Annotated in this window: 15 protein-coding genes, 7 tRNA genes, 3 rRNA genes and 1 other annotated feature; of the genes, 2 read left to right on the top strand and 23 right to left on the bottom strand. The window is 49.2% G+C overall.

Features of this window, described 5'->3' with window-relative positions:
- Positions 1–249 precede the first annotated feature (249 nt).
- Together MHI45_RS11225 and MHI45_RS11230 are read left to right on the top strand one after the other, a co-directional pair.
- Positions 250–2,079, top strand: a complete 1,830-nt coding sequence (locus tag MHI45_RS11225; RefSeq protein ID WP_076109180.1) for a sensor histidine kinase — start codon at positions 250–252, stop codon at positions 2,077–2,079.
- On the top strand, positions 2,072–3,679 hold the full coding sequence (locus MHI45_RS11230; RefSeq protein WP_076109181.1) for a response regulator: 1,608 nt from the start codon (positions 2,072–2,074) through the stop codon (positions 3,677–3,679). Before MHI45_RS11225 ends, MHI45_RS11230 begins: the two co-directional genes overlap by 8 nt.
- A 265-nt stretch (positions 3,680–3,944) precedes the next feature.
- Here MHI45_RS11230 and MHI45_RS11235 read toward each other — a convergent pair.
- From MHI45_RS11235 to MHI45_RS11345, 23 genes are all read right to left on the bottom strand, one after another.
- Positions 3,945–4,023, bottom strand: a tRNA-Leu gene (locus MHI45_RS11235).
- A gap of 25 nt (positions 4,024–4,048) precedes the next feature.
- Positions 4,049–4,125, bottom strand: a tRNA-Arg gene (locus tag MHI45_RS11240).
- A gap of 6 nt (positions 4,126–4,131) precedes the next feature.
- A tRNA-Gly gene (locus MHI45_RS11245) sits at positions 4,132–4,206 on the bottom strand.
- Positions 4,207–4,252: 46 nt separating this feature from the next.
- Positions 4,253–4,330: transfer RNA gene (locus tag MHI45_RS11250), tRNA-Asp, on the bottom strand.
- A 6-nt stretch (positions 4,331–4,336) separates the two neighbouring features.
- Positions 4,337–4,410 (bottom strand) — tRNA-Met (locus MHI45_RS11255).
- A 67-nt stretch (positions 4,411–4,477) separates the two neighbouring features.
- A tRNA-Val gene (locus tag MHI45_RS11260) sits at positions 4,478–4,553 on the bottom strand.
- An 81-nt stretch (positions 4,554–4,634) separates the two neighbouring features.
- Positions 4,635–4,706, bottom strand: a tRNA-Glu gene (locus MHI45_RS11265).
- A gap of 141 nt (positions 4,707–4,847) precedes the next feature.
- Positions 4,848–5,375 (bottom strand): AAA family ATPase, encoded by a 528-nt coding sequence (locus tag MHI45_RS11270; RefSeq protein ID WP_083675984.1) that lies wholly within the window; start codon positions 5,373–5,375, stop codon positions 4,848–4,850.
- 95 nt (positions 5,376–5,470) lie between these two features.
- Positions 5,471–5,587: ribosomal RNA gene (gene rrf / locus MHI45_RS11275) — 5S ribosomal RNA — on the bottom strand.
- A gap of 144 nt (positions 5,588–5,731) precedes the next feature.
- Positions 5,732–8,658, bottom strand: a 23S ribosomal RNA gene (locus MHI45_RS11280).
- Between the two features lie 228 nt (positions 8,659–8,886).
- Positions 8,887–10,442: ribosomal RNA gene (locus MHI45_RS11285) — 16S ribosomal RNA — on the bottom strand.
- The 16S, 23S and 5S rRNA genes sit together here, the layout of an rRNA operon.
- A gap of 464 nt (positions 10,443–10,906) precedes the next feature.
- Positions 10,907–12,460, bottom strand: coding sequence for a LysM peptidoglycan-binding domain-containing protein (locus MHI45_RS11290; protein ID WP_076114053.1), 1,554 nt, complete (start codon positions 12,458–12,460; stop codon positions 10,907–10,909).
- 311 nt (positions 12,461–12,771) lie between these two features.
- Positions 12,772–13,653 (bottom strand): branched-chain-amino-acid transaminase, encoded by an 882-nt coding sequence (ilvE, locus tag MHI45_RS11295; protein WP_038595656.1) that lies wholly within the window; start codon positions 13,651–13,653, stop codon positions 12,772–12,774.
- Between the two features lie 4 nt (positions 13,654–13,657).
- Complete coding sequence (gene pheA / locus MHI45_RS11300; RefSeq protein ID WP_038595659.1) at positions 13,658–14,545, bottom strand: prephenate dehydratase; 888 nt, start codon at positions 14,543–14,545, stop codon at positions 13,658–13,660.
- The gene (gene thrB / locus MHI45_RS11305; protein WP_038595661.1) at positions 14,542–15,522 is read right to left on the bottom strand and encodes a homoserine kinase; all 981 of its coding nucleotides are present in this window, start codon (positions 15,520–15,522) and stop codon (positions 14,542–14,544) included. Before thrB ends, pheA begins: the two co-directional genes overlap by 4 nt.
- 62 nt (positions 15,523–15,584) lie before the next feature.
- Positions 15,585–16,871, bottom strand: a complete 1,287-nt coding sequence (locus MHI45_RS11310; protein ID WP_038595664.1) for a homoserine dehydrogenase — start codon at positions 16,869–16,871, stop codon at positions 15,585–15,587.
- Between the two features lie 75 nt (positions 16,872–16,946).
- Entirely contained in the window at positions 16,947–17,384 is a 438-nt protein-coding gene (locus MHI45_RS11315; protein WP_038595667.1) for an ACT domain-containing protein, read from the bottom strand.
- Positions 17,385–17,687: 303 nt separating this feature from the next.
- Entirely contained in the window at positions 17,688–18,998 is a 1,311-nt protein-coding gene (obgE, locus tag MHI45_RS11320) for a GTPase ObgE (RefSeq protein ID WP_341119062.1), read from the bottom strand.
- A gap of 15 nt (positions 18,999–19,013) precedes the next feature.
- Positions 19,014–19,754: a Spo0B domain-containing protein gene (locus MHI45_RS11325; RefSeq protein ID WP_341119063.1), complete on the bottom strand. Its 741-nt coding sequence runs from the start codon at positions 19,752–19,754 to the stop codon at positions 19,014–19,016.
- A 392-nt stretch (positions 19,755–20,146) separates the two neighbouring features.
- Positions 20,147–20,458: a 50S ribosomal protein L27 gene (gene rpmA / locus MHI45_RS11330; protein WP_019908993.1), complete on the bottom strand. Its 312-nt coding sequence runs from the start codon at positions 20,456–20,458 to the stop codon at positions 20,147–20,149.
- An 18-nt stretch (positions 20,459–20,476) separates the two neighbouring features.
- The gene (locus MHI45_RS11335; RefSeq protein WP_038595672.1) at positions 20,477–20,812 is read right to left on the bottom strand and encodes a ribosomal-processing cysteine protease Prp; all 336 of its coding nucleotides are present in this window, start codon (positions 20,810–20,812) and stop codon (positions 20,477–20,479) included.
- Between the two features lie 12 nt (positions 20,813–20,824).
- A complete protein-coding gene (rplU, locus tag MHI45_RS11340; protein WP_036698983.1) occupies positions 20,825–21,136 on the bottom strand; it encodes a 50S ribosomal protein L21 in 312 nt (103 codons plus the stop codon).
- A gap of 14 nt (positions 21,137–21,150) precedes the next feature.
- Positions 21,151–21,237 (bottom strand) — a sequence feature (ribosomal protein L21 leader region).
- Positions 21,238–21,347: 110 nt separating this feature from the next.
- The gene (locus tag MHI45_RS11345; RefSeq protein WP_038595677.1) at positions 21,348–22,589 is read right to left on the bottom strand and encodes an Rne/Rng family ribonuclease; all 1,242 of its coding nucleotides are present in this window, start codon (positions 22,587–22,589) and stop codon (positions 21,348–21,350) included.
- Positions 22,590–22,631 lie beyond the last annotated feature (42 nt).

Genomic DNA, 22,631 nt, shown 5'->3' on the forward strand with positions numbered 1-22,631 from the left:
CAGCTCTCATTGTAGAACAAAGAAAAATGCGAATGAATTGGTTTTTCGGTATTATCTTTTATAATATCTTGAGCAAATATGGCAAAACAGCGGGAAAACTGAAAGGGCTTTCAGATTTCTTTAACTCTTTGTTGTTTTCTTTACCACATGGCCGGAAATGGCTGCATTTCGTTCTGTTCGACTATTCGCCACAGAAAAAAGATTATATAATAGCTTTACTATAGTATCATCAATCAAGGAGCAGATAGCATGTCCAATGAACAGATCATGCGACGTCTCAGCCTTCGCCCAATTTATGGAGTTATCTCCCGCATTCCGGTAAGGAATAAAATTGTGATTATAATCTTTCTTCTTATTCTTCTGCCGATGACTTTCGCTGGCTGCTATTTCTATTGGAGCATCTCCGGGATTCTGACGAGGAATGCCAATGATAATCTGTCTCTTCTGATCCGCCAGACCAACGACAATATCGAGAAATCTTTTCAGATTATTGATAATACCTCTCTGCATTTCCTCGCCAATAAAACGGTACGAACCTGGTCAATCGAGGATGTGTCTCCGGGAGACGACTACTACAAAATATTTATCAATAAAAGTGAAATGGAAGAAGACCTGAGATACAGCCTTATGTTCAACAACGCTTGGAATATCAGCCTGCTGTCAACGGCTTATGTTTTTTTTGATGCGGACAATTATATATCCGTTCTAAAGTCACAGCCCAACCTTGAACAAATTAACAAGAACAATCTCGCTGTCTATCATTCGGTTAATGGCATCGTTCGGGGCAAGGAAATTATCACTCCAAACCTCGAGGACCGTACCATCTATTTCACACGAATTGTATCCAATATCAACCTTCCCCAGCAGCGCCTTGTGCTGATTTTTGGCACGAATGAGGCGGATTTAGCAGAAAAATATTCCGGGCTGCTCGCCTTCCCGGGTGCTATGGCTTACATCATTGATAACCGGGGAGCCATCTATTCCAGTGCCGATAAGCAAGAGTTGGGTTCTATCGTTTCTCCCGCTGTCTATGCGCTGAAAGACAATGCCGAAGTAAGTGAAGTCAAGATCAACCAGGAAAGCTACCTGGCTGTTTCCCGCAGCATCGGCACAACCGGGCTTACCTTCATTGCAGGCATCCCTAAGAAGCAAGTACTCTCCAAGTTGTCCGAAAGCATGCATAATTACATTTGGATTATCGCTCTGATTGCTTTCATATCCCTCGCAGCAGGCGTCCTGTTATCTCTTCGCTTTACCCGAGTCATCCGTGATCTGCTGCGGAGTATTCGTAAGGTAAAGAAAGGTGATTACAACACAAGGATGCCGGCCTACAAAGATGTGGAGCTCAATCAGTTGAGTACCACCTTCAACAGAATGACGGAAGAAATCAATTATCTCATCAAGGAAGTTTATGAGAAGCACCTGCTGATCAAAGAGTCGGAGATCAAATTTTTGCAAGCCCAGATGAATCCCCATTTCCTGTTCAATACGTTGATTACCATTGGCTACAAAGCAAAATTATCTAAAGATGAGACCGTTTACAAAATGGTGACGTCCCTTACGGAGCTGCTGCAGGCAGGTATTTATTCCAATAGTCTGGCCAAGGTCCCGATTCGTCAGGAACTGGATTATATCAAATTTTATCTTTATCTGCAGAAAGAAAGGTTTGAGGATAAAATTGAGTATACGATCCATATTGAGGACGAGGCCATACTGGATCTGTTGCTTCCCAAGCTTAGTGTCGAACCTTTGGTGGAAAATGCCGTTGTTCACGGTGTGGAAAAAAAGCTGGGCAAAGGAATCATCCACATCCACATTTACCGCAGAAACGATTCGATCTATTTTGAGATTACGGACAATGGCAATGGATTTGAGTATGTCCCCCGGAATTGGTGTAATTTCGAAAGCATGACTATGCGCAAACAAGGCCACAACAATATTGGTCTGATCAACACACATAAACGGGTCAAGCTGGTCTACGGCGAGCCTTATGGAGTTGATGTCGAGAGCGAATTTGGGGCGGGAGCCAAAGTTACCCTTCACATACCAGTAGATCAGGGGGAACTATCGCATGTATAACGTAATGATCGTTGATGATGAGCCTGTTATCAAAAAAGGGCTGAAGTGTTTTATTGATTGGGGGGCTCTCCAATGTGAGGTAATTTGTGAAGCCTCCAATGGGATGGAAGCCGTGGAGATGCTCAGCCATTATGATATCGATATTATTGTAACCGATATCCGCATGCCGGGGATGGACGGTCTTGCTTTATCGGACCATGTACACCGGAACTTTCCGCAGATCAAGGTCATCCTCCTTACAGCCTTCGCTGACTTCTCCTATGCCCAAACTGCCATTCAGTATGAAGTAGTAGATTTTGTGGTCAAGTCCAATCCCACAGAGAAGATTCCCGGGGCGATTGAAAAAGCAACGCGGCTGCTAGAAAAGGAGAAAGAACAGAAGCAGAAATTGAGACAGCTGGAGAGCAAAATCAACGACAATCTTTCCGAAATCAGTGAGAAATTTCTGAAGGAGGCCGCCCAAGGCTTGATCAGCGATGAAGCGAGTTTGTTCAGCCGCTCAAGAGAGCTTGGTTTGCAATTGGAGAACTATTTCGGAGTCCATCTGGAGGTTAAGGATACGCTCAGCTCCCCCCCAACGAATGAATATCACCGGTTCTTGGCTTCCATTCGCCAATTCCTTGTGCTAGCCTTCGAGAAACGGCCCTCTTATATAATGCCAATGAAAAAAAACTCCTTGCTGGCTATTGTCTCCATGGGCGGCGGCAACGCAGCAGTCTCCACACAAGCCTTGCTCACGATTTGCAATGAAGTTCTCGCCATGGCAGAGAACTTTAGACGATTCCATCTTAATATCGGCATCAGTTTGATACACCGGGATGTGCTGACGCTGTCAAAGGCTTACCGTGAGGCAAGAGAAGCGCTGCAAGGCAGCTTTTATAGCGATAATTATGTGGCTGTTTATATGCCTCATACTAACCAGACACTCACTCCCGGAGCTCCTCCCCATCATGCCGCAGAGCAAATTGTTGAATATCTGCAACAAGGACAAAGTGATCTGGCAATTAAACAACTGGATCAGTTACTTGAGAGCTACAGGAGTATCAAAGAGCCGATTGAGAATGTAAAGGTGGCTTGTCTGCTTATCGGTTCATACTGTTTCCGCTTGCTAAGCGCCAGCCACCCCTTCGCACCGGAGTTGGAAGAAAGCCAATCCATGGTTTATAAGCAAATCCAGGAGAGCAAGAGCATTCAGTTGTTGGCAGACACCTTAAAGCGCTTGATTCGAAGCTGCTCGAGGGCAGTGGCATTTAATGACAAGCAGCCCAATTACATTGTTATAGAATGCCAGAAATTTATAAGAGAGCATTACAACCAGAACCTGAATCTGCAGATTATTGCGAACCATATCCATATCAACAGCAGCTACCTCAGCCGCCTTTACAAGAAAGTAACCGGCGAGTCCATCATCGACGCGATCAACAAGTACCGGATTGAAATGGCCAAGAAATTACTCAGGAATCCGGCGAGTAAAGTATTTGAAGTCGCGGAAGCAGTCGGTATTGAGACACCTGCTTATTTCACCCATGTGTTCTCCAAATACACAGGGATGAGTCCCAAGGAATACAAGCTGAATTATTCACAGACAGAATTGGGATAAAAGCCGCCGCTGCTCATTATCATCTTCCTGCTTTCCAGTCAATCACTGGTGCACCCACAGGACTGCGGATGCGCCGGTGATTATTCCGGGTGCCTATGTTCAGGAATGGCTCGGACATAGTGATGATTTAACAATTGCAAACCTTAAAGCCCATCTCAAATTGAGGTCAAAAGTTTCCTTTGTAAAAGCATGGAGTTCAGACCATTAAAATATAAAAAAAGGTTATGAAATTGTATAAATACAATTTCATAACCTTTTTAGCTAATACCGGCGAGAGGACTCGAACCTCCACGGTTTCCCACTCGATTTTGAGTCGAGCGCGTCTGCCATTCCGCCACGCCGGCGTATATTTAATTATTAGATTAAAAATGGCGCGCCCTGAGAGATTCGAACTCCCGGCCTTTTGATTCGTAGTCAAACGCTCTATCCAGCTGAGCTAAGGGCGCATATTATGGAGCGGACGACGGGAATCGAACCCGCGACCCTCGCCTTGGCAAGGCGATGCTCTACCGCTGAGCCACGTCCGCACACAGTATGTATGATATTGCTGAGATTCTAACCCGGTGCCATAAATGGCGGAACCGACGGGATTCGAACCCGCGATCTCCTGCGTGACAGGCAGGCATGTTAGGCCAACTACACCACGGTTCCAAATAATTGCGGGGGCAGGATTTGAACCTGCGGCCTTCGGGTTATGAGCCCGACGAGCTACCGGGCTGCTCCACCCCGCGTCAGTAAAAAGTGTTTATTTCTTTGATCTTCCCAGAAGCACAACATTCCGCTATTTAAGGAATCCTCTGGTGGAGGCTGAGGGGATCGAACCCCCGACCCTCTGCTTGTAAGGCAGATGCTCTCCCAGCTGAGCTAAGCCTCCAATGAAAGAAGCAACTTAATGATCTTAACACATTCTTCTGATAAAAGCAATCTTTATCAGCGGAATTCGATAAAAAGTTGATGACCCGTATGGGATTCGAACCCATGTTACCTCCGTGAAAGGGAGGTGTCTTAACCCCTTGACCAACGGGCCACAATAAAGTTGTCTTTTGTGACAACAAAAAGTATTATATCAATTATAAGACTATATAGCAATAGTTTATAAGGATTTTATAATTTTATTTCTTTCAGTAAGATCTTCAAGCTAGCTAATCTGCAATAATTAGAGCTGAAATTATGCGGGTAACAGGGTGATACCCAGTTGCAACGCTATAGCCTCTACTACCTCTTCAACTGTCAACTGGTCATTATCCAGGTGGCATTGAAATATCTCCTGGCCAAGGCCCTTGAGACATCGCTCAATCTGTTGGGCGGGCCAAGAGTTATTAGAGTCCCCCCGGCTATTCAATCTTCTAAGCAGCGTCTCCTGGGAAGCACATAAGGTGAAATGATGAACCTCTACACCTTCTTGCCTTAGTCTGCCAACAATCTCCATAAAGTAGCCGGAATCCGTAATGGTCATAGGTACAATAATAGTTCCACTGTACTGAGATTCTATGTATTTTAGCATGGAATAGTTTATTTCGCGCCAAAGAGGATGATCCTGAAAATCATCTTGGGATATCTCGTGCGGAATGTTATCTCGGATGTAATATCCTGCATTCTCCGGATCGAACACAAAAGATTGTGGTATTCTGCGGTTTAGTGCATAAGCCGTTTCCGTCTTTCCAGATCCAAATGCACCATTAATCCAGATGATCATTAAAAGTCTCCCCTTGAGTTCTTTCCATTCCTAGTATTGGCAAAGCGTAGCATAAACAAAAGACCACTGCTGATTAAATCAACAGTGGTCTCTGTGCTTGGCGGCGTCCTACTCTCCCAGGACCCTTCGGTCCAAGTACCATTGGCGCTGGAGGGCTTAACGGTCGTGTTCGGGATGGGTACGCGTGGAACCCCTCCGCTATCGCCACCAAACGGGCATTTGCGGTACAAATGCTAAATTCAGGTCTCAGCATCGCCAAATGCTGAAAACAAATCTTCATCACTTGGCCACTTGGGCCTCATGAATCAGAACTTGATTCCTGAAAACTGAATCCGAAACAAATCTGCGTCTTATTCTTGGATAAGCCCTCGACCGATTAGTATTGGTCAGCTCCATGCATTGCTGCACTTCCACCTCCAACCTATCTACCTCGTCGTCTTCAAGGGGTCTTACTAATCGGGAAATCTCATCTTGAGGGGGGCTTCACGCTTAGATGCTTTCAGCGCTTATCCCGTCCGTACGTAGCTACTCAGCCATGCTCCTGGCGGAACAACTGATGCACCAGCGGTACGTCCATCCCGGTCCTCTCGTACTAAGGACAGCTCCTCTCAAATTTCCTGCGCCCACGACAGATAGGGACCGAACTGTCTCACGACGTTCTGAACCCAGCTCGCGTACCGCTTTAATGGGCGAACAGCCCAACCCTTGGGACCTACTTCAGCCCCAGGATGCGATGAGCCGACATCGAGGTGCCAAACCTCCCCGTCGATGTGGACTCTTGGGGGAGATAAGCCTGTTATCCCCAGGGTAGCTTTTATCCGTTGAGCGATGGCCCTTCCATGCGGTACCACCGGATCACTAAGTCCGACTTTCGTCCCTGCTCGACTTGTTGGTCTCGCAGTCAAGCTCCCTTATGCCTTTGCACTCTTCGAATGATTTCCAACCATTCTGAGGGAACCTTTGAACGCCTCCGTTACTCTTTAGGAGGCGACCGCCCCAGTCAAACTGCCCGCCTGACACGGTCCCCGTACCCGATTAGGGTACCAGGTTAGAACCTAGATACGATCAGGGTGGTATCCCAACGGCGCCTCCGCAGAAGCTTGCGCTCCTGCCTCTACGGCTCCCACCTATCCTGTACAGATCGTACCCAAATTCAATATCAAGCTGCAGTAAAGCTCCATGGGGTCTTTCCGTCTTGTCGCGGGTAACCTGCATCTTCACAGGTATTAAAATTTCACCGGATCTCTCGTTGAGACAGCGCCCAAGTCGTTACGCCATTCGTGCGGGTCAGAATTTACCTGACAAGGAATTTCGCTACCTTAGGACCGTTATAGTTACGGCCGCCGTTTACTGGGGCTTCGGTTCACAGCTTCGGATTGCTCCTAACCGCTCCCCTTAACCTTCCAGCACCGGGCAGGCGTCAGCCCGTATACTTCGCCTTGCGGCTTCGCACAGACCTGTGTTTTTGCTAAACAGTCGCTTGGGCCTTTTCACTGCGGCCCCCTCGGGCTATTCACCCTACCGAGGCACCCCTTCTCCCGAAGTTACGGGGTCATTTTGCCGAGTTCCTTAACGAGAGTTCTTCCGCGCGCCTTAGAATTCTCTTCTCGCCTACCTGTGTCGGTTTGCGGTACGGGCACCTTCTCCTGGCTAGAGGCTTTTCTTGGCAGTGTGAGATCATGACCTTCGCTACTATAATTTTCGCTCCCCATCACAGCCCAGCCTTAATGGTGTGCGGATTTGCCTACACACCAGCCTCACTGCTTAGACGGACATCCATCAGTCCGCGTCACTACCCTCCTGCGTCACCCCATCGCTCATAGCGGATTACGGTGGTACAGTAATTTCAAACTGTTGTCCTTCGACTACGCCTTTCGGCCTCGCCTTAGGTCCCGACTTACCCTGAGCGGACGAGCCTTCCTCAGGAAACCTTGGGCTTTCGGCGGATCAGATTCTCACTGATCTTTTCGTTACTCATACCGGCATTCTCACTTGTATGCTGTCCAGCGCTCCTTACGGTACACCTTCAACCTGCATACAACGCTCCCCTACCCCAGATGCAAAGCATCTAGCCATAGCTTCGGTGGTGTGTTTAGCCCCGTTACATTTTCGGCGCAGAGTCACTCGACCAGTGAGCTATTACGCACTCTTTCAATGGTGGCTGCTTCTAAGCCAACATCCTGGTTGTCTGTGCAACTCCACATCCTTTCCCACTTAACACACACTTGGGGACCTTAGCTGATGGTCTGGGCTGTTTCCCTTTTGACAATGGATCTTAGCACTCACTGTCTGACTCCCGGCAAGAAGTTAATGGCATTCGGAGTTTGACTGAGCTTGGTAACCCTTGCGGGCCCCGCACCCAATCAGTGCTCTACCTCCACCACTCCATTCACCGAGGCTAGCCCTAAAGCTATTTCGGGGAGAACCAGCTATCTCCGAGTTCGATTGGAATTTCTCCGCTACCCCCACCTCATCCCCGCATTTTTCAACATACGTGGGTTCGGGCCTCCAGTGCGTGTTACCGCACCTTCACCCTGGACAGGGGTAGATCACACGGTTTCGGGTCTACGTCCACATACTAAATCGCCCTATTCAGACTCGCTTTCGCTGCGGCTCCGGCTTCTCACCTTAACCTTGCATGTTAAACGTAACTCGCCGGTTCATTCTACAAAAGGCACGCCATCACCCATAGATCGGGCTCTGACTTTTTGTAAGCACACGGTTTCAGGTTCTATTTCACTCCCCTTCCGGGGTGCTTTTCACCTTTCCCTCACGGTACTGTTTCACTATCGGTCGCCAGGTAGTATTTAGCCTTAGCAGATGGTCCTGCTGGATTCATACGGGGTTTCACGTGCCCCGCACTACTCGGGATCCGTCTCGGAGAGAACACAGTTTAGGCTACAGGGCTTTTACCTCTATCGCGGGCCTTTCCAGACCTCTTCACCTACCATATTCCTTTGTAACTCCATGTGAGACGTCCCACAACCCCAAGAGGCAAGCCCCTTGGTTTAGGCTGTTCCGCGTTCGCTCGCCGCTACTGACGGAATCACTATTGTTTTCTCTTCCTCAGGGTACTTAGATGTTTCAGTTCCCCTGGTCTGCCTCTATCTCCCCTATGTATTCAGAGAGAAGTAACTGCGAATTACCACAGCTGGGTTTCCCCATTCGGACACCCCCGGATCAAAGCTTGCTTACAGCTCCCCGAGGCAGTTTCGTTGTTCGCCACGTCCTTCGTCGGCTCCTGGCGCCTAGGCATCCTCCGTGTGCTCTTATTAGCTTAACCAATGCGTTTTTCCAGAAGGAAAATCGCTAGCATCGCTATAATTAAAACTTGTTTACACAAGCTTCAGCTAAAAGATGTTCTAAAACGCAAATTCGTTTCGGTATCCAGTTTTCAAGGATCAAGGTGTTACTTGAGAGCTTAAACTCTCAAAACTGACCAACGAGTGAGTAATTTGGAAGCTAAGCTTCCGATTTGAATGTCACCGTTGCAGGTGACGATTCTCCATAGAAAGGAGGTGATCCAGCCGCACCTTCCGATACGGCTACCTTGTTACGACTTCACCCCAATCATCTACCCCACCTTCGGCGGCTGGCTCCCTTGCGGGTTACCCCACCGACTTCGGGTGTTGTAAACTCTCGTGGTGTGACGGGCGGTGTGTACAAGACCCGGGAACGTATTCACCGCGGCATGCTGATCCGCGATTACTAGCAATTCCGACTTCATGCAGGCGAGTTGCAGCCTGCAATCCGAACTGAGACCGGCTTTGCTGGGATTGGCTCCACCTCGCGGCTTCGCTTCCCGTTGTACCGGCCATTGTAGTACGTGTGTAGCCCAGGTCATAAGGGGCATGATGATTTGACGTCATCCCCACCTTCCTCCGGTTTGTCACCGGCAGTCACTCTAGAGTGCCCAGCCTTACCTGCTGGCAACTAAAGTCAAGGGTTGCGCTCGTTGCGGGACTTAACCCAACATCTCACGACACGAGCTGACGACAACCATGCACCACCTGTCTCCTCTGTCCCGAAGGCCGCCACTATCTCTAGTGGATTCAGAGGGATGTCAAGACCTGGTAAGGTTCTTCGCGTTGCTTCGAATTAAACCACATACTCCACTGCTTGTGCGGGTCCCCGTCAATTCCTTTGAGTTTCAGTCTTGCGACCGTACTCCCCAGGCGGAGTGCTTACTGTGTTAACTTCGGCACCAAGGGTATCGAAACCCCTAACACCTAGCACTCATCGTTTACGGCGTGGACTACCAGGGTATCTAATCCTGTTTGCTCCCCACGCTTTCGCGCCTCAGCGTCAGTTACAGCCCAGAAAGTCGCCTTCGCCACTGGTGTTCCTCCACATATCTACGCATTTCACCGCTACACGTGGAATTCCACTTTCCTCTTCTGTACTCAAGCCACCCAGTTTCCAGTGCGACCTCAGGTTGAGCCCAAGGTTTAAACACCAGACTTAAATAGCCGCCTGCGCGCGCTTTACGCCCAATAATTCCGGACAACGCTTGCCCCCTACGTATTACCGCGGCTGCTGGCACGTAGTTAGCCGGGGCTTTCTTCTCAGGTACCGTCACTCCGGTAGCAGTTACTCTACCGGACGTTCTTCCCTGGCAACAGAGCTTTACGATCCGAAAACCTTCATCACTCACGCGGCGTTGCTCCGTCAGGCTTTCGCCCATTGCGGAAGATTCCCTACTGCTGCCTCCCGTAGGAGTCTGGGCCGTGTCTCAGTCCCAGTGTGGCCGTTCACCCTCTCAGGTCGGCTACGCATCGTCGCCTTGGTGAGCCGTTACCCCACCAACTAGCTAATGCGCCGCAGGCCCATCTCCTTGTAGCAGATTGCTCCGCCTTTCATCCTTCGTCCATGTGAACAAAGGAATTATCCGGTATTAGCTACCGTTTCCGGTAGTTATCCCAGTCAAAGAGGTAGGTTGCCTACGTGTTACTCACCCGTCCGCCGCTAAGTTAATCGGGAGCAAGCTCCTTCATAACTCCGCTCGACTTGCATGTATTAGGCACGCCGCCAGCGTTCGTCCTGAGCCAGGATCAAACTCTCCAAATTGGTATTTAGAAAGAGCGATTGCTCAATTTGAAACATCTGACGAGAATTTACATTCTCTAATTTTGGATCTCACTTGCGTGATTTCCATACTCACTCGTTGTTCAGTTTTCAAAGATCAAGCTCGTTGTCAGTGTCGATTATCTCGTCACCAGCAACTCTTATAATATATCATGTTTTCCGATTCAATGCAACACTTATTTTTCATCATGTTAGCAATATCAATCGTTCAACACGTTCCAATCATTCAAGCGTTCCTTCTGCTTGCGACTGGATTTATAATATAACATGTAACCTCTAACAAAAACAACCCACAGGATTTACCATTTTCACTTTAGTACTATTAGTATCGTTAGCTATACTATGCATGACACTCTTCCTAATGATAAATAAGCAAACACCAGAGGGCCTGCATCTTATGATGCAGGCCCTCTGGTGCAATACGTAAATCTCAATCCAAAGCTAATTTAATTTGATATCCATGGATTTTTACTTTTCTTCGAAGTTCCCGTGCGGCCTGATTGCTTCGAACGTTGTTTAGGTGCAGTTTTATTTGATTTGTCACCAGCTAGACCTGAGGTTTTAACTTTAGGAGTACCCGCTTTTCCCGTGCTGGCTTTGTTCTTAACTGCGGTTCCTGCACTGACGGCTTCCGCTGCTTGAGGAACATTCTGCGCAATAATCTCCGGCTCAAGAATTTCTGGCACACGGTTGTGATGAGCATAATTCTCCATCCCCGGATACATCGGATATCCAGGAATCCCATGTATTCCCAACGGTGCAACAGCGGCCTCATTCGGCATTGAGAAGGGTCCAGCTCCGTAAGGAGAAACCGCACCGGGCTGTGGCATATAGGGCGACATGTTATTATATGCAGGCTGTTCATAAGTATAGGGCTGATTCGGCATTCCTCCACCACAGCCGCAGGTCGGCCAAGGAAGGTTCATGGACTGACCGCCGTACTGCGGAACTGCGTACGCAGAATAATCAACAGGAGGATTATTCTCAGCCATAGTCGCATTTACATACTCAGGAGCTGCATTTGGATACCAAGCATTGGAATAGTCAGTTGCGGGATACATGTTACCCGGATAATCATACGGAGAAGCACAGTCCGGCATATAAGCAGTCGGCTGGATAAAACCTGGGGCCGCATTCATACCCATCATTGGCATTGGCTGCTCATAGTACGGATATGCCGGCGGGCAATCGAAATAATATGGATTTTCGTTTAATCCAGGATAACCTGCTGTTTTTTCGCATGGTCCGTCCTTAAGGTCAGGCCAGGTTGCCGGCTGCACCTCAGATTTCTCCTTTTCTTTGGGCATCTCATAGGTTATGGCTTCTTGCGCAGGCACAGAAATTTGTACAAACAGACTTTGTGTTTCATGCACTACTTCCTGAATGGGAGCTACTTCAGGTGCTTTATTCGGAAGAGGTGCGGCAACCTGGATAGGAGCCGGTGCGGGATTCGGAGCCGGGGTTGAGACAGGGGAAACTATCTGAACGGGCTCTTCCTTCGGTCCGGTATAGGTTTTTCCGCCAACCTTTGTTTTATCTACCACCTCAGGCGATACAGCAAGCGGTTGAACCGGAGTAGCATTTGCATTTGCATTTGCATTGGCATTTGCATTGGCATTGGATTGCATAGGTTGCATGGATTGAGCCTGGATTGGAGTCGGCTCATTCGCCTTTTTGGGAATATTGACAACTTCACCAGTCATGAGCGCATTAGGATTCTTGAGATGCGGATTGGCGTCAATGATCTCTTTCAAGGTAATTCCCCATGCTTTGGATAATTTCCACAACGTATCGCCTTGTTTAACGGTGTGCTTGTAGTAAAGCTCATTGTTTTCCGGAACAAGCATCGGAGCCGCAGGGATTTTAACTTTATCCCCAATAACAAGCACTTCAGGATTACTGATCTGCGGGTTAGCCTCAATAATCTTTTGGAGCGTTACTCCATACTTTTGTGATAATGCATACAGCGTATCGCCTTTTTTAACAATGTGTATTTTCACGCAGCATTTACCTCCTACAAATTTTGTGAGCCTATGCATCCAGATCAGCACGACACAGTCCTGACCTAGACGGCATATGCCAAAGAGTTGTGAAGCGATGCATTCTTTACAGCTATGCTGCAACCCCCGCTCTAGGCAATTCCGATTTCCCGGCTCTGCTCTCAAGCATCGTAAAATGCGGTACAGCCGCCTCCTTCGTTACTACATCTTATGCAGCCCATGGGCGATTGACATCATGTGAACAAAAAAAATCCTTTCATGACTGGCATGAAAGGATTTGCTTATGTTAAATCATGAATTTAGTTGAATCACTATTCCCAGACTTTGTAGCCGTCTTTATCCACCGCATTACGGAATTCTTCAAGTAATTGCAGTGTAATCGGTCCGGCATGCCCTGCTCCGATAATCCGTCCATCGATTTCACGGGCTGCAATAACCTCGGCTGCCGTTCCGGTGAAAAAGACTTCGTCGGCAATATAGACATCATGCATGGTAAACGGCTCTTCCTTCAGCGGAAGTCCCAGTTTCTCACAGAGTTCGATAATGGCCAGACGGGTAATTCCTTCGAGTGCACCAAGGTAGCAAGGCGGCGTGTACACCACACCTCTTTTGACGATGAAGATATTATCCCCCGAACCTTCCGTTACGTACCCTTGAGCGTTCATCATAATCGCTTCGTCAGCCTCAGCGAGATTGGACTGAATCTTGACGAGGATGTTATTGAGGTAGTTGAGTGATTTGATCTTCGGATTCAGTGCATCTGGGATATTGCGCCGCTGTGATACGGAAACTGCCCGCAAACCGTTAAGATAAGCCTGCTCCGGATAAATAGCCAGCTGCTCCACAATGATAATCACGCTCGCCTTAGGGCAACGCCGTGGATCCAGCCCCAGATTTCCGGGACCCCGCGAAACAATCAGACGGATATAGCCGTTGCGCATATCGTTCAAGCGAATCGTCTCAGCCATAGCCTCCAGCATTTCATCGTAAGTCAGCGGAATGTCCAGCATAATTGACTTGGCCGAATCATACAGCCTGTCCAGATGCTCTTTGCATTTGAAAATGTTGCCGTTATAAATGCGAATGCCTTCGAAAATGCCGTCTCCATATAAGAATCCATGATCAAAAACGGATACCTTTGCATTTTCCTTTGTTACGTGTTGTCCATCCAGATAGATCCATTGCTCAGCCATGAACTTACTGCACCTCCGCTTTCTCTTCCTCATAGGTGTATGTGGGATAGGAGCCCAGAATCCGCACCTGACAGCCCAATGCTTTGATCTCCTCAATCGCCGCCGGGAGCAGGACCGATTCTATCGGTTCCAGCACATCAATGTAAAAATAATAAGTACCCAGTTTCTTCTTCGTAGGCCGTGATTCAATACGCGATAAATTTAGACGGCGCCATGCAAATGCAGACAGCACCTGATGCAAGGCTCCCGGAAAATCCTCCGGCAGGGTTACAAGAATACTTGTCTTGTCTCCGACACTTTTGCGGGGAAGCTTCAGCTTGTGCGGGCCTACAAGGACAAACCTTGTGTAATTATTATGGTGGTCTGTGATTTTCCGGTCAAGGATCTCCAAGCCATGCGTTGCGGCACCGAGTGCCGTGCCGACTGCTGCCCAACCTTTGCCCGGATTGTTCTTTACAATTTCCACTGCTTCGGAAGTGCTTCCGACCGACTCCAGCTCAGCCCAAGGGGCATGCTCACGGATAAACTGCAGGCATTGCGCCATGGCGACAGAATGGGAAAGGATCTTTACGATCTTAGTATAATCCTTATATCCACTGTCATCCTTGAACTCCTGCGGGTTGCTGATGAGATTCTGTATCGACGGAAATATCCACTCCGCCTGCATTGGAAGATTCACTTCATTAATGAGCCAATCGATATGCAGACTGACCGAACCTTCAATCGTGTTCTCAATGGGAATGACGCTGTAATCAGTGGCACCGCCTGCCGTAGAGAGAAAAACGTCGGAAATCAGCTTATGATGTTCAAGCTTTACTGGCTCAGCACCAAACAAGTGCAGCAGCGCTTCGTGGGAGACGGTACCCTGCGGCAATACCGCTATTGACTTCATGACTGTATTTCTCCTTTTATCATATCCAAAAATGATTGCTTTTGCATCCCGTTTCTTTCAAGCAGCTCAGTGGTAACCCCGGAAGTACATGGAGGCAGCCAGCGAGTGCGGGCCGGGATACCGTGCTGCTGCATCGTTTCTTTCAAAAATTGCTCAAGCTCCTGCTTCCTGCCCTCGCGCCGGTCGACCAGACAAAGAAGTGTAGGGCCCGCGCCACTAAGAGCAATTCCCAGCGCCCCATGCTGCGGGGCTTCGGCGAGCAGCTTCTCCATCCCCGGCACCAGCGGCGCACGGTATGGCTGATGCAGCCGGTCCTGCATGGCCCGGCTGATGAGATCAAGCCTGCCAGAGGCCAGTGCCGCCGTCAGCAACGAGGTGCGGCTGATGTTAAACACCGCATCGCCCACCGTGATTTCGGAGGGAATGACCCCACGCGCTTTGACCGTGGCCAGCTCAAATTCGGGGATCACAACAAGCACTTCCAGATCCTGTGGCGGCTCCAGACGGATATAGTCGGCATGCCCGCCATCCCAGACAGCCGTAATGATTCCCCCGAACAGGGACGCTCCAACATTGTCGGGATGCTTCTCCAGTGCGGTGGCCATATCAAACAGTCTGCCGTTGTCCAGCGGTGAACCAATCATAGCATTAGCTGCTGCCATTCCGCCAATAATGGCTGAAGCGCTGCTGCCAAGCCCCCGTGTCAGCGGAATCTCGGAATACATGGAAATCGACAACTCAGGGATGGTAACCCCAGCTTCCGCAAAAACCATTTGGGCTACCTGGTAGAGCAAGTTATTCTTGTCCTGGGGCACACCCTTCATCTCATCACCATGTAGGTGAAACACGGTTTCCGCAGCTTCCTCCATCTCAATCCAGGCATACAGCGACAAGGCCATACCAAGTGTATCAAAACCCGGTCCAAGATTGGCGGTACTGGCAGGGACTTTAACTCTAGACCTTCCGTAAATACTCATGGCTGATGAAATCTCCTTCGTTATTTTTACGCGGTTCCTGATATCTGGAACTTACTCCGTTGTCAGCCTTCCACACGATAGTGGCTCTTGATCCGGTGGATGACCGCAAGCTGCTCCAAATGCCGCATTACCTTATTCATACTCGCCTTGCTTGCATTGTGCGTCACAATTATGATCTCCGCATCAGGATTATTTGGGTTGGCTTGCTGCACAACGGAATCGAGGCTGACATCGTATTCGGCAAACACCTGGGTGATCTTCGCCAGCACACCCGCTTTATCATCTACATGCAGCAGCAAAAAGTTCTTGAAAAAGATGTCCTCGTCGCTCTTCAGCTTCTTTTGCTTATACGGGACAATCTGCTTGAGACCGTTAACGCCCAGTTTCAGGTTCTTGATAACCGCCACCAGATCGGCAACGATAGAGGTTGCTGTAGGCATCGCACCTGCTCCCGCACCATAAAACATAGTCTCTCCTACCGCTTGCCCGAATACATACACCGCATTATAGACACCGTTGACGGAAGCGATCGGATGGCTGGCCCGGATCATGGTCGGCTGAACACTGATACTGAACGCCTCGTCTTCACATTCCGCGATTCCTAGCAGCTTCATTTCATAACCAAGACGTTTAGCAAACGCGATATCCTCTTTGCTCACTCCCGAGATGCCGCTCACACTGACATCACTGAGTTCAACATTTGTACGGAAGCCAAGCGTGCCGAGGATCGCCATCTTGCGTGCAGCATCGAGACCTTCAACGTCGGAGGTCGGGTCAGACTCAGCATATCCCAGTCCTTGCGCTTCCTTAAGAACATCATTGTAGGACGCGCCTTCCTGGCTCATTTTGCTCAGTATGTAATTGGTTGTTCCATTCACTATCCCCATAATCTTAATAATCTTATCTGATGAAAAGCCTTCGATCAGCGTGCGGATAATCGGAATTCCTCCGGCTACACTTGCCTCATAAAACACATCGCATTGCTTCTCCTGCGCTTTGGCCAGAATCTCCGAGCCGTGCAGCGCCATCAAATCTTTATTGGCGGTTACAATATGTTTGCCGCGTTCCAGCGCTTCAAGGATATATTCCTTCGTTCCGGCAATGCCGCCCATCACTTCGACGATGACATCAATTTCAGGATCACGGATAACCTCCCATGGATCTGAAGTCACTTTGGAGGCATCTACTTCGATTTCACGGGGTTTATCCGTATTCTTCACAGCAATGCGCTCAATGAGAATCGGGGAGCCCACTTGACTGCTCAGATCCTCCTGATTTCCTTCTACGATACGGACCACGCCCGTACCTACTGTTCCCAGCCCCAATAAACCAACTTTAACCGGCTTCATTTGAATCCTCCTAAAAGTTATATGAAGCTATACTTCACAGAATAATGATCGCAATAAAACTGCTTCGTAAACATCTTAACCCTGGCCGATAATAAAAGCGCGCTTCACTCCAGCAATTTCCTTCAGGCCATCAAGCATATCGCCCATTTCTTCATTCAAATGCGAGATCTCCACGGAGATCACAACATTGGCCCGCCCTTGGAGCGGAATACTCTGGTGGATCGTCAGCACGTTGGCTCCGTGAACTGCCACACAGCCGAGTACCTTGGACAGCATACCGGACTCATGCTCCAGATCAATGGAGATCGTGACAATGCGTTCGCGCTCCAGTTGATGGATCAGATGTATGCCGTCCTTATATTTATAAAAAGCGCTGCGGCTAAGTCCAACCCTCTCAACACCCTCGTGCACCGTCTTGGCATCTCCCGCCTCAAGCAGCTGTTTGACCTGCATCGTCTTCAGCACAGCATCAGGCAATATGTCCTCGCGGACCAAATAATAGCGTTCTTTCACGAACGTCCTCACCCCAAAGACTTTTGTGTTTTCTTAGTGGACATTATATAGGATTCAGCCCGAATAACGCAACACATTTTCACACGGGGGCCATGAATACGCTGCAAGAATGAAGCTTCCTACATCCTCTAAGCAGCAAACGGACAGTCTCTCACCACTTTAATGTATGCCAATTAACCTAAACCAAACAGAATATTACAAAAAAAAAAAAAAAACGCCGCCTCCGTCCTCCTTGTCAGGAAAAACGTAGTCGGCGTTTCTTCTATCTGCTTTATAGCGTGTAACGTGCAGCCTGTACCACTATTAATAGTAGCTGCTGTTCTCTACAAACTCGAATTCGAAATCGGCAATGCGGACAATCGTGCCTTCTACAGCCCCACGCTTACGCAGTTCCGCATCTACACCCATGTGGCGCAGGGTACGGGCCAGCTTCAGGATCGCATCATGCGTACTCAACTGCATACGCTTGATCATCCGCTCAATGCGCGGACTGTTAACAACAAACGCATCGTTGTCGCGGGTGATGGTGAAGGAGTTATCCTCTTCCGCCTCCAGCTTATATACCTTGCGTTCAGAGGTTTCTGCCACCTCTTCAACCACCGGAGCAACCGGAATGCTGTCAAGGATATCCGTAGCGCGGTAGAGCAGCTCCTGCACCCCTTGGCGGGTAAGTGAGGAGATCGGCATAATCTCCAGATCCGGACGCAGCTCTGCAATCCGTTCACGGAAAGAAGTGAGGTTCTCCTCTGATTCAGGCATATCCATTTTGTTCGCCGCGACAATCTGCGGACGGTCAATCAGACTCGCATTGTACTGCTTCAGCTCATCATTAATCATGACCCAATCCTCAAAGGGATCTCGCCCCTCGGAACCGGACATATCCACGACGTGGATAATAATGCGCGTGCGCTCGACATGGCGCAGGAATTCGTGGCCCAGGCCGATGCCTTCGCTGGCCCCTTCAATCAGTCCGGGCAAATCCGCCATGACAAAGCTCCGGCCGTCACCAACATCCACCACACCCAGGTTCGGAGTAATCGTTGTGAAGTGGTAAGCTCCGATCTTCGGTTGAGCTGCGGAGACTACCGACAGCAGCGTCGATTTCCCGACACTCGGGAATCCAACCAAGCCTACATCAGCCATTACCTTCAGTTCCATCACTACATAACGTTCCTGGCCTTCTTCCCCGTTCTCAGCCAGCTCAGGCGCTGTATTGGCAGCAGTGGCAAACCGGGTATTCCCCCGTCCGCCCCGTCCGCCGCGCGCTACAACAACCTGCTGTCCGTGACGGGTCATATCGGCGATCACTTCCTGGGTGTCGTCGTCGATCAATACAGTTCCCGGAGGAATCCGCACGATCATATGCTCGGCATTAGCACCATGCTGACTCTTGTTGCGTCCCTTTACACCACGTTCTGCTTTAAAGTGGCGCTGATAACGAAAATCCATCAGTGTACGCAAACCTTCATCCACCCGGAAAATAACGTCGCCGCCTCGTCCGCCGTCACCGCCGGCAGGCCCGCCTTCCGGCACATACTTTTCACGCCGGAACGCTACCAGTCCATCGCCTCCGTCGCCGCCTTTAACATAAATCTTAGCCTTATCTACGAACATTCATGTTCACCTTCCTTACATCTCCAGCGGTAAACGCAGTTTCACATGAGCTCTGTCCTGCTCCAACTGCTCCGCCTTCATAATTTTTCCTTGGACTATATTATAAATTTGCCCCTGCAGCAGCTCGGGATTGCTATGCTCATCCTCGCCTTCGAAAGAGATCAGAATGTCTCCTCCATCCTGTATAAAGCTTAGGCGGAGTCTTTGGGTATCGCCCTGCGGAACAAGTCCACTGTATTGGTATGCCCTTACCGTCTGCATAATCACCGAAGTAAGCTCGTCGCCTTTCTCCTGACTTAGCTTGTCCTCCAGCTGCAAGCCTTCCTCCACCTGCACTTCCAGCTCCAGATTACTGCGGAATGTGCGGAAAGACTGCAAATAAAACACCAGCGAAGGGATTCCCAATTTGGCGATACGGCTATCAAGCGCTATACGTTCCTTTATTCTTTCCACACATTGCACGGATTTATCAGGCTTGCCCAGCTGGATATATCCGTAAAGCACCTGCAGATCATTCATCCAATCATGACGATGATGATTCAGTGTCCGGTTCGCCGCCTGTTGCAGAGTCTTCTCCTGTATGCGCAGTTCCTCTTCAAAATGACGCCGGTTGTAAATAAAGCTGAAAGCAAGCACCCCAGCTACCCATATTCCAAGCAGCAGGCATGTGAAAAGGGAGGTACGCCAATACACGAGACCTAAAGGAAGCACTACGGATAACATGACTGCCCAGACGAAACTTTTCCAGGATTTCATTCTTTCTCCCCGTCCCTCAGTTCGCAAAATTCATGTCTAATTCAATATTCACATTGATGAAGCATATGCCATTTTCCAGTATAACACAGGCTTTCACGGCAATCATTAGCATTCAGAGAGCAAGTGAATGAAATATCAGTTCCCCCTGCAAAATAACCCCACAAAGTGGGGTCTTGGGTTCGATGCTTACGCAGATACTTTGTGGCGACCCTAAAAAGATGAATCCCATTTTGTCAAGTGGAAACGGCTTCGCCGTCCTCAAAAGGGCGGTATCCGTTTCAGCGAGAAATAGAAGGATAATTTATAGCGTGAAGCATATAAATTCTTATATTTCAAAAAAGCCCCCGGCACTCATGCCGGAGGCTTCTACATGCAAATAATGTTCGGAAAGCTTACGCTTCCAGTGCCGCTGCTACCGGAGCGACATCAACCGGGTACACGCTCACTTTTTTGCGATCGCGGCCCCAACGTTCGAACTTCACTACGCCATCCACCAATGCGAAGAGCGTATCATCTTTACCGATGCCTACGTTAGTGCCTGGGTGAATTTTAGTTCCGCGTTGACGAACCAGGATGTTGCCGCCGGTTACTGCTTGACCGTCAGCACGTTTCACGCCAAGACGTTTCGAGTGGGAATCACGTCCGTTTTTTGTGGAACCTACACCTTTTTTCGATGCGAAAAACTGAAGATCCAATTTCAACATGTTGGTCAACCTCCTTCTTTAAATAATAACTTGCTGTATCTTAATATACTTCCCGTATGATTCTGCGATATCACTGAGCATGACAACCATGGATTCCAGCAAAAGCTGGATCTTGGCGGAGTCTTCAGGATCACTCACCGGAACCAGGGTTCCGCTTAAAAATCCGTCATCCATTGAAGTATCCAGAACAACACCAGTCAGCTTCTCAATCGAATTCACCGTTCCAAATGTAACTGTGGAAACACCGGCACAGACGATATCCCAGCCTTTCCTCGCATATTCCGCATGCCCTTTAACGGCAAAACCGACAATCGTACCTTGAGCTGAAGCCCGTGTAATCCGCACGTTAATCATTAACGCACCTTCTTACGCTTGAATCTTCTCGATAGTTACTTTAGTGTACGGTTGACGATGGCCTTGTTTCTTGTGGTAGTTCTTCTTAGGTTTGTATTTGTAAACTACAACCTTATGACCCTTACCATGTTTCTCGACTTTAGCTGTTACAGACGCGCCGCTTACCAGCGGAGTTCCTGCAGTCAGACCACCTTCGTTAGAAACAGCCAATACACGGTCAAAAGTTACGCTTGCGCCGTCTTCAGCTTCCAGCTTCTCAATGAACAATACATCGCCCTCTTGGACTTTGTACTGCTTACCGCCAGTTTCGATAATTGCATACATTGTACTTGCACCTCCTCATGTCTCAGACTCGCCTAGTCTAGGTGGCAAATCCCCGTAGAAATCTGCGCTTATGTACCCGATCGGAGCGGTTACAGCATGTGCAGGATTAGAACAATCAAACACATACTTGAAGATATTATCATACTTAATCCAGATAGTCAATGGTATAGAGAAGCTGATAAATGAAGCTGTTTGGATTTGCTGATTATTCTTATTCCAGCCAGGCTCCAACTTTCCCCGTCCCTCCACAGCATTGGCAGATCACAGGGGCAAAGCTAGCCGAGTCATGCCGTGCCTTCTTACGGGTCATTTCCAGCAGACCAAGATGTGTCCAGCCCAGAATATGCGTCTTGGTGCGGTCCCGGCTCGCCACACTCTCCAGCCGTTCCGTTACTAGCCTGCGGTGCTCTTCGCGCTCCATATCAATAAAATCAACAATGATGATACCTCCGGTATCGCGTAGACGGATAAGCCTGCCAATTTCCTCTGCGGCCAGCAGATTTGTTCGCGTTACGGTCTCCTCAAGCGTGGTACTCCCGGTGTATTGAGCCGTATTGACATCAATGACGGTCAGCGCTTCTGTCTCGTCCCAAATCAGCGTTGCCCCGCCCTCCAGAATAATCTTCCGGTTGAAGCTTTTATGCAGCTGCTCCTGTACACCATATGCGGTAAAGATGGACTCTTGTCCCCGGTACAATCCAACAGGCTTGTACCCTTCGGGAGCCATATCATCCAGGAATGCCTCCGCTTCCCTCACCGCATGAGCCGAATCAATCATCAGCTCATCAAGCTGCGGATTGAAGGCATCCCTGATAAATCGCTGAACGATGCTCAGATCGCAGTGCAGCAGGGCCGGAGCTACGGCCTCCTCGGCGCGGCGGACAATCATCTCCCACTGCGCACGCAGAAAGGACAGGTCGCCTTCGACGGCATCCGCCGGCTCATCCTCGGAGACTGTCCGCATGATCAGCCCCTCTTCACTGCGCCGCAGCCGCTCACCCATCGCTTTAAGCCGGCTCCGTTCGGATTCCCGGCTGATTTTTTTGGAAACTCCTACGTATTCTGCAAACGGCATGTATACCATCCAGCGTCCCGGCAGTGTATAGTGGGTGGTCACACGTGCTCCTTTGCCGCCCCGCGGCTCTTTGCGGACCTGAACGACAAGCTCCTGGCCGGGCTGCAGCAATGTCTCAATGGAGGGCTTCACCGCTGGTTGCTTATCCAAATGGGGATGCAGCACATCGTCTACATATAAAAAAGCATTCTTCTTCTGTCCAATATCGACAAAAGCAGCCTGCATGCCTGGCAAAACATTCATAACCCGGCCCTTGTAATAACTGCCGACCAAACCTTGCTGCTGGTCGCGTTCGGCCGCATATTCCACCAGCCTCCCGTTCTCCAGAAGAGCCATCCGGGTAACATGCTGTGTGCAGTGAACGATCATTTGTTTCATGGCTTCACCTCTGGGTTTCAATCAATCATTCATCGCCACCGG

It is taken from the genome of Paenibacillus sp. FSL H3-0321, from assembly GCF_038002865.1.
Lineage (GTDB): Bacteria > Bacillota > Bacilli > Paenibacillales > Paenibacillaceae > Paenibacillus_AQ.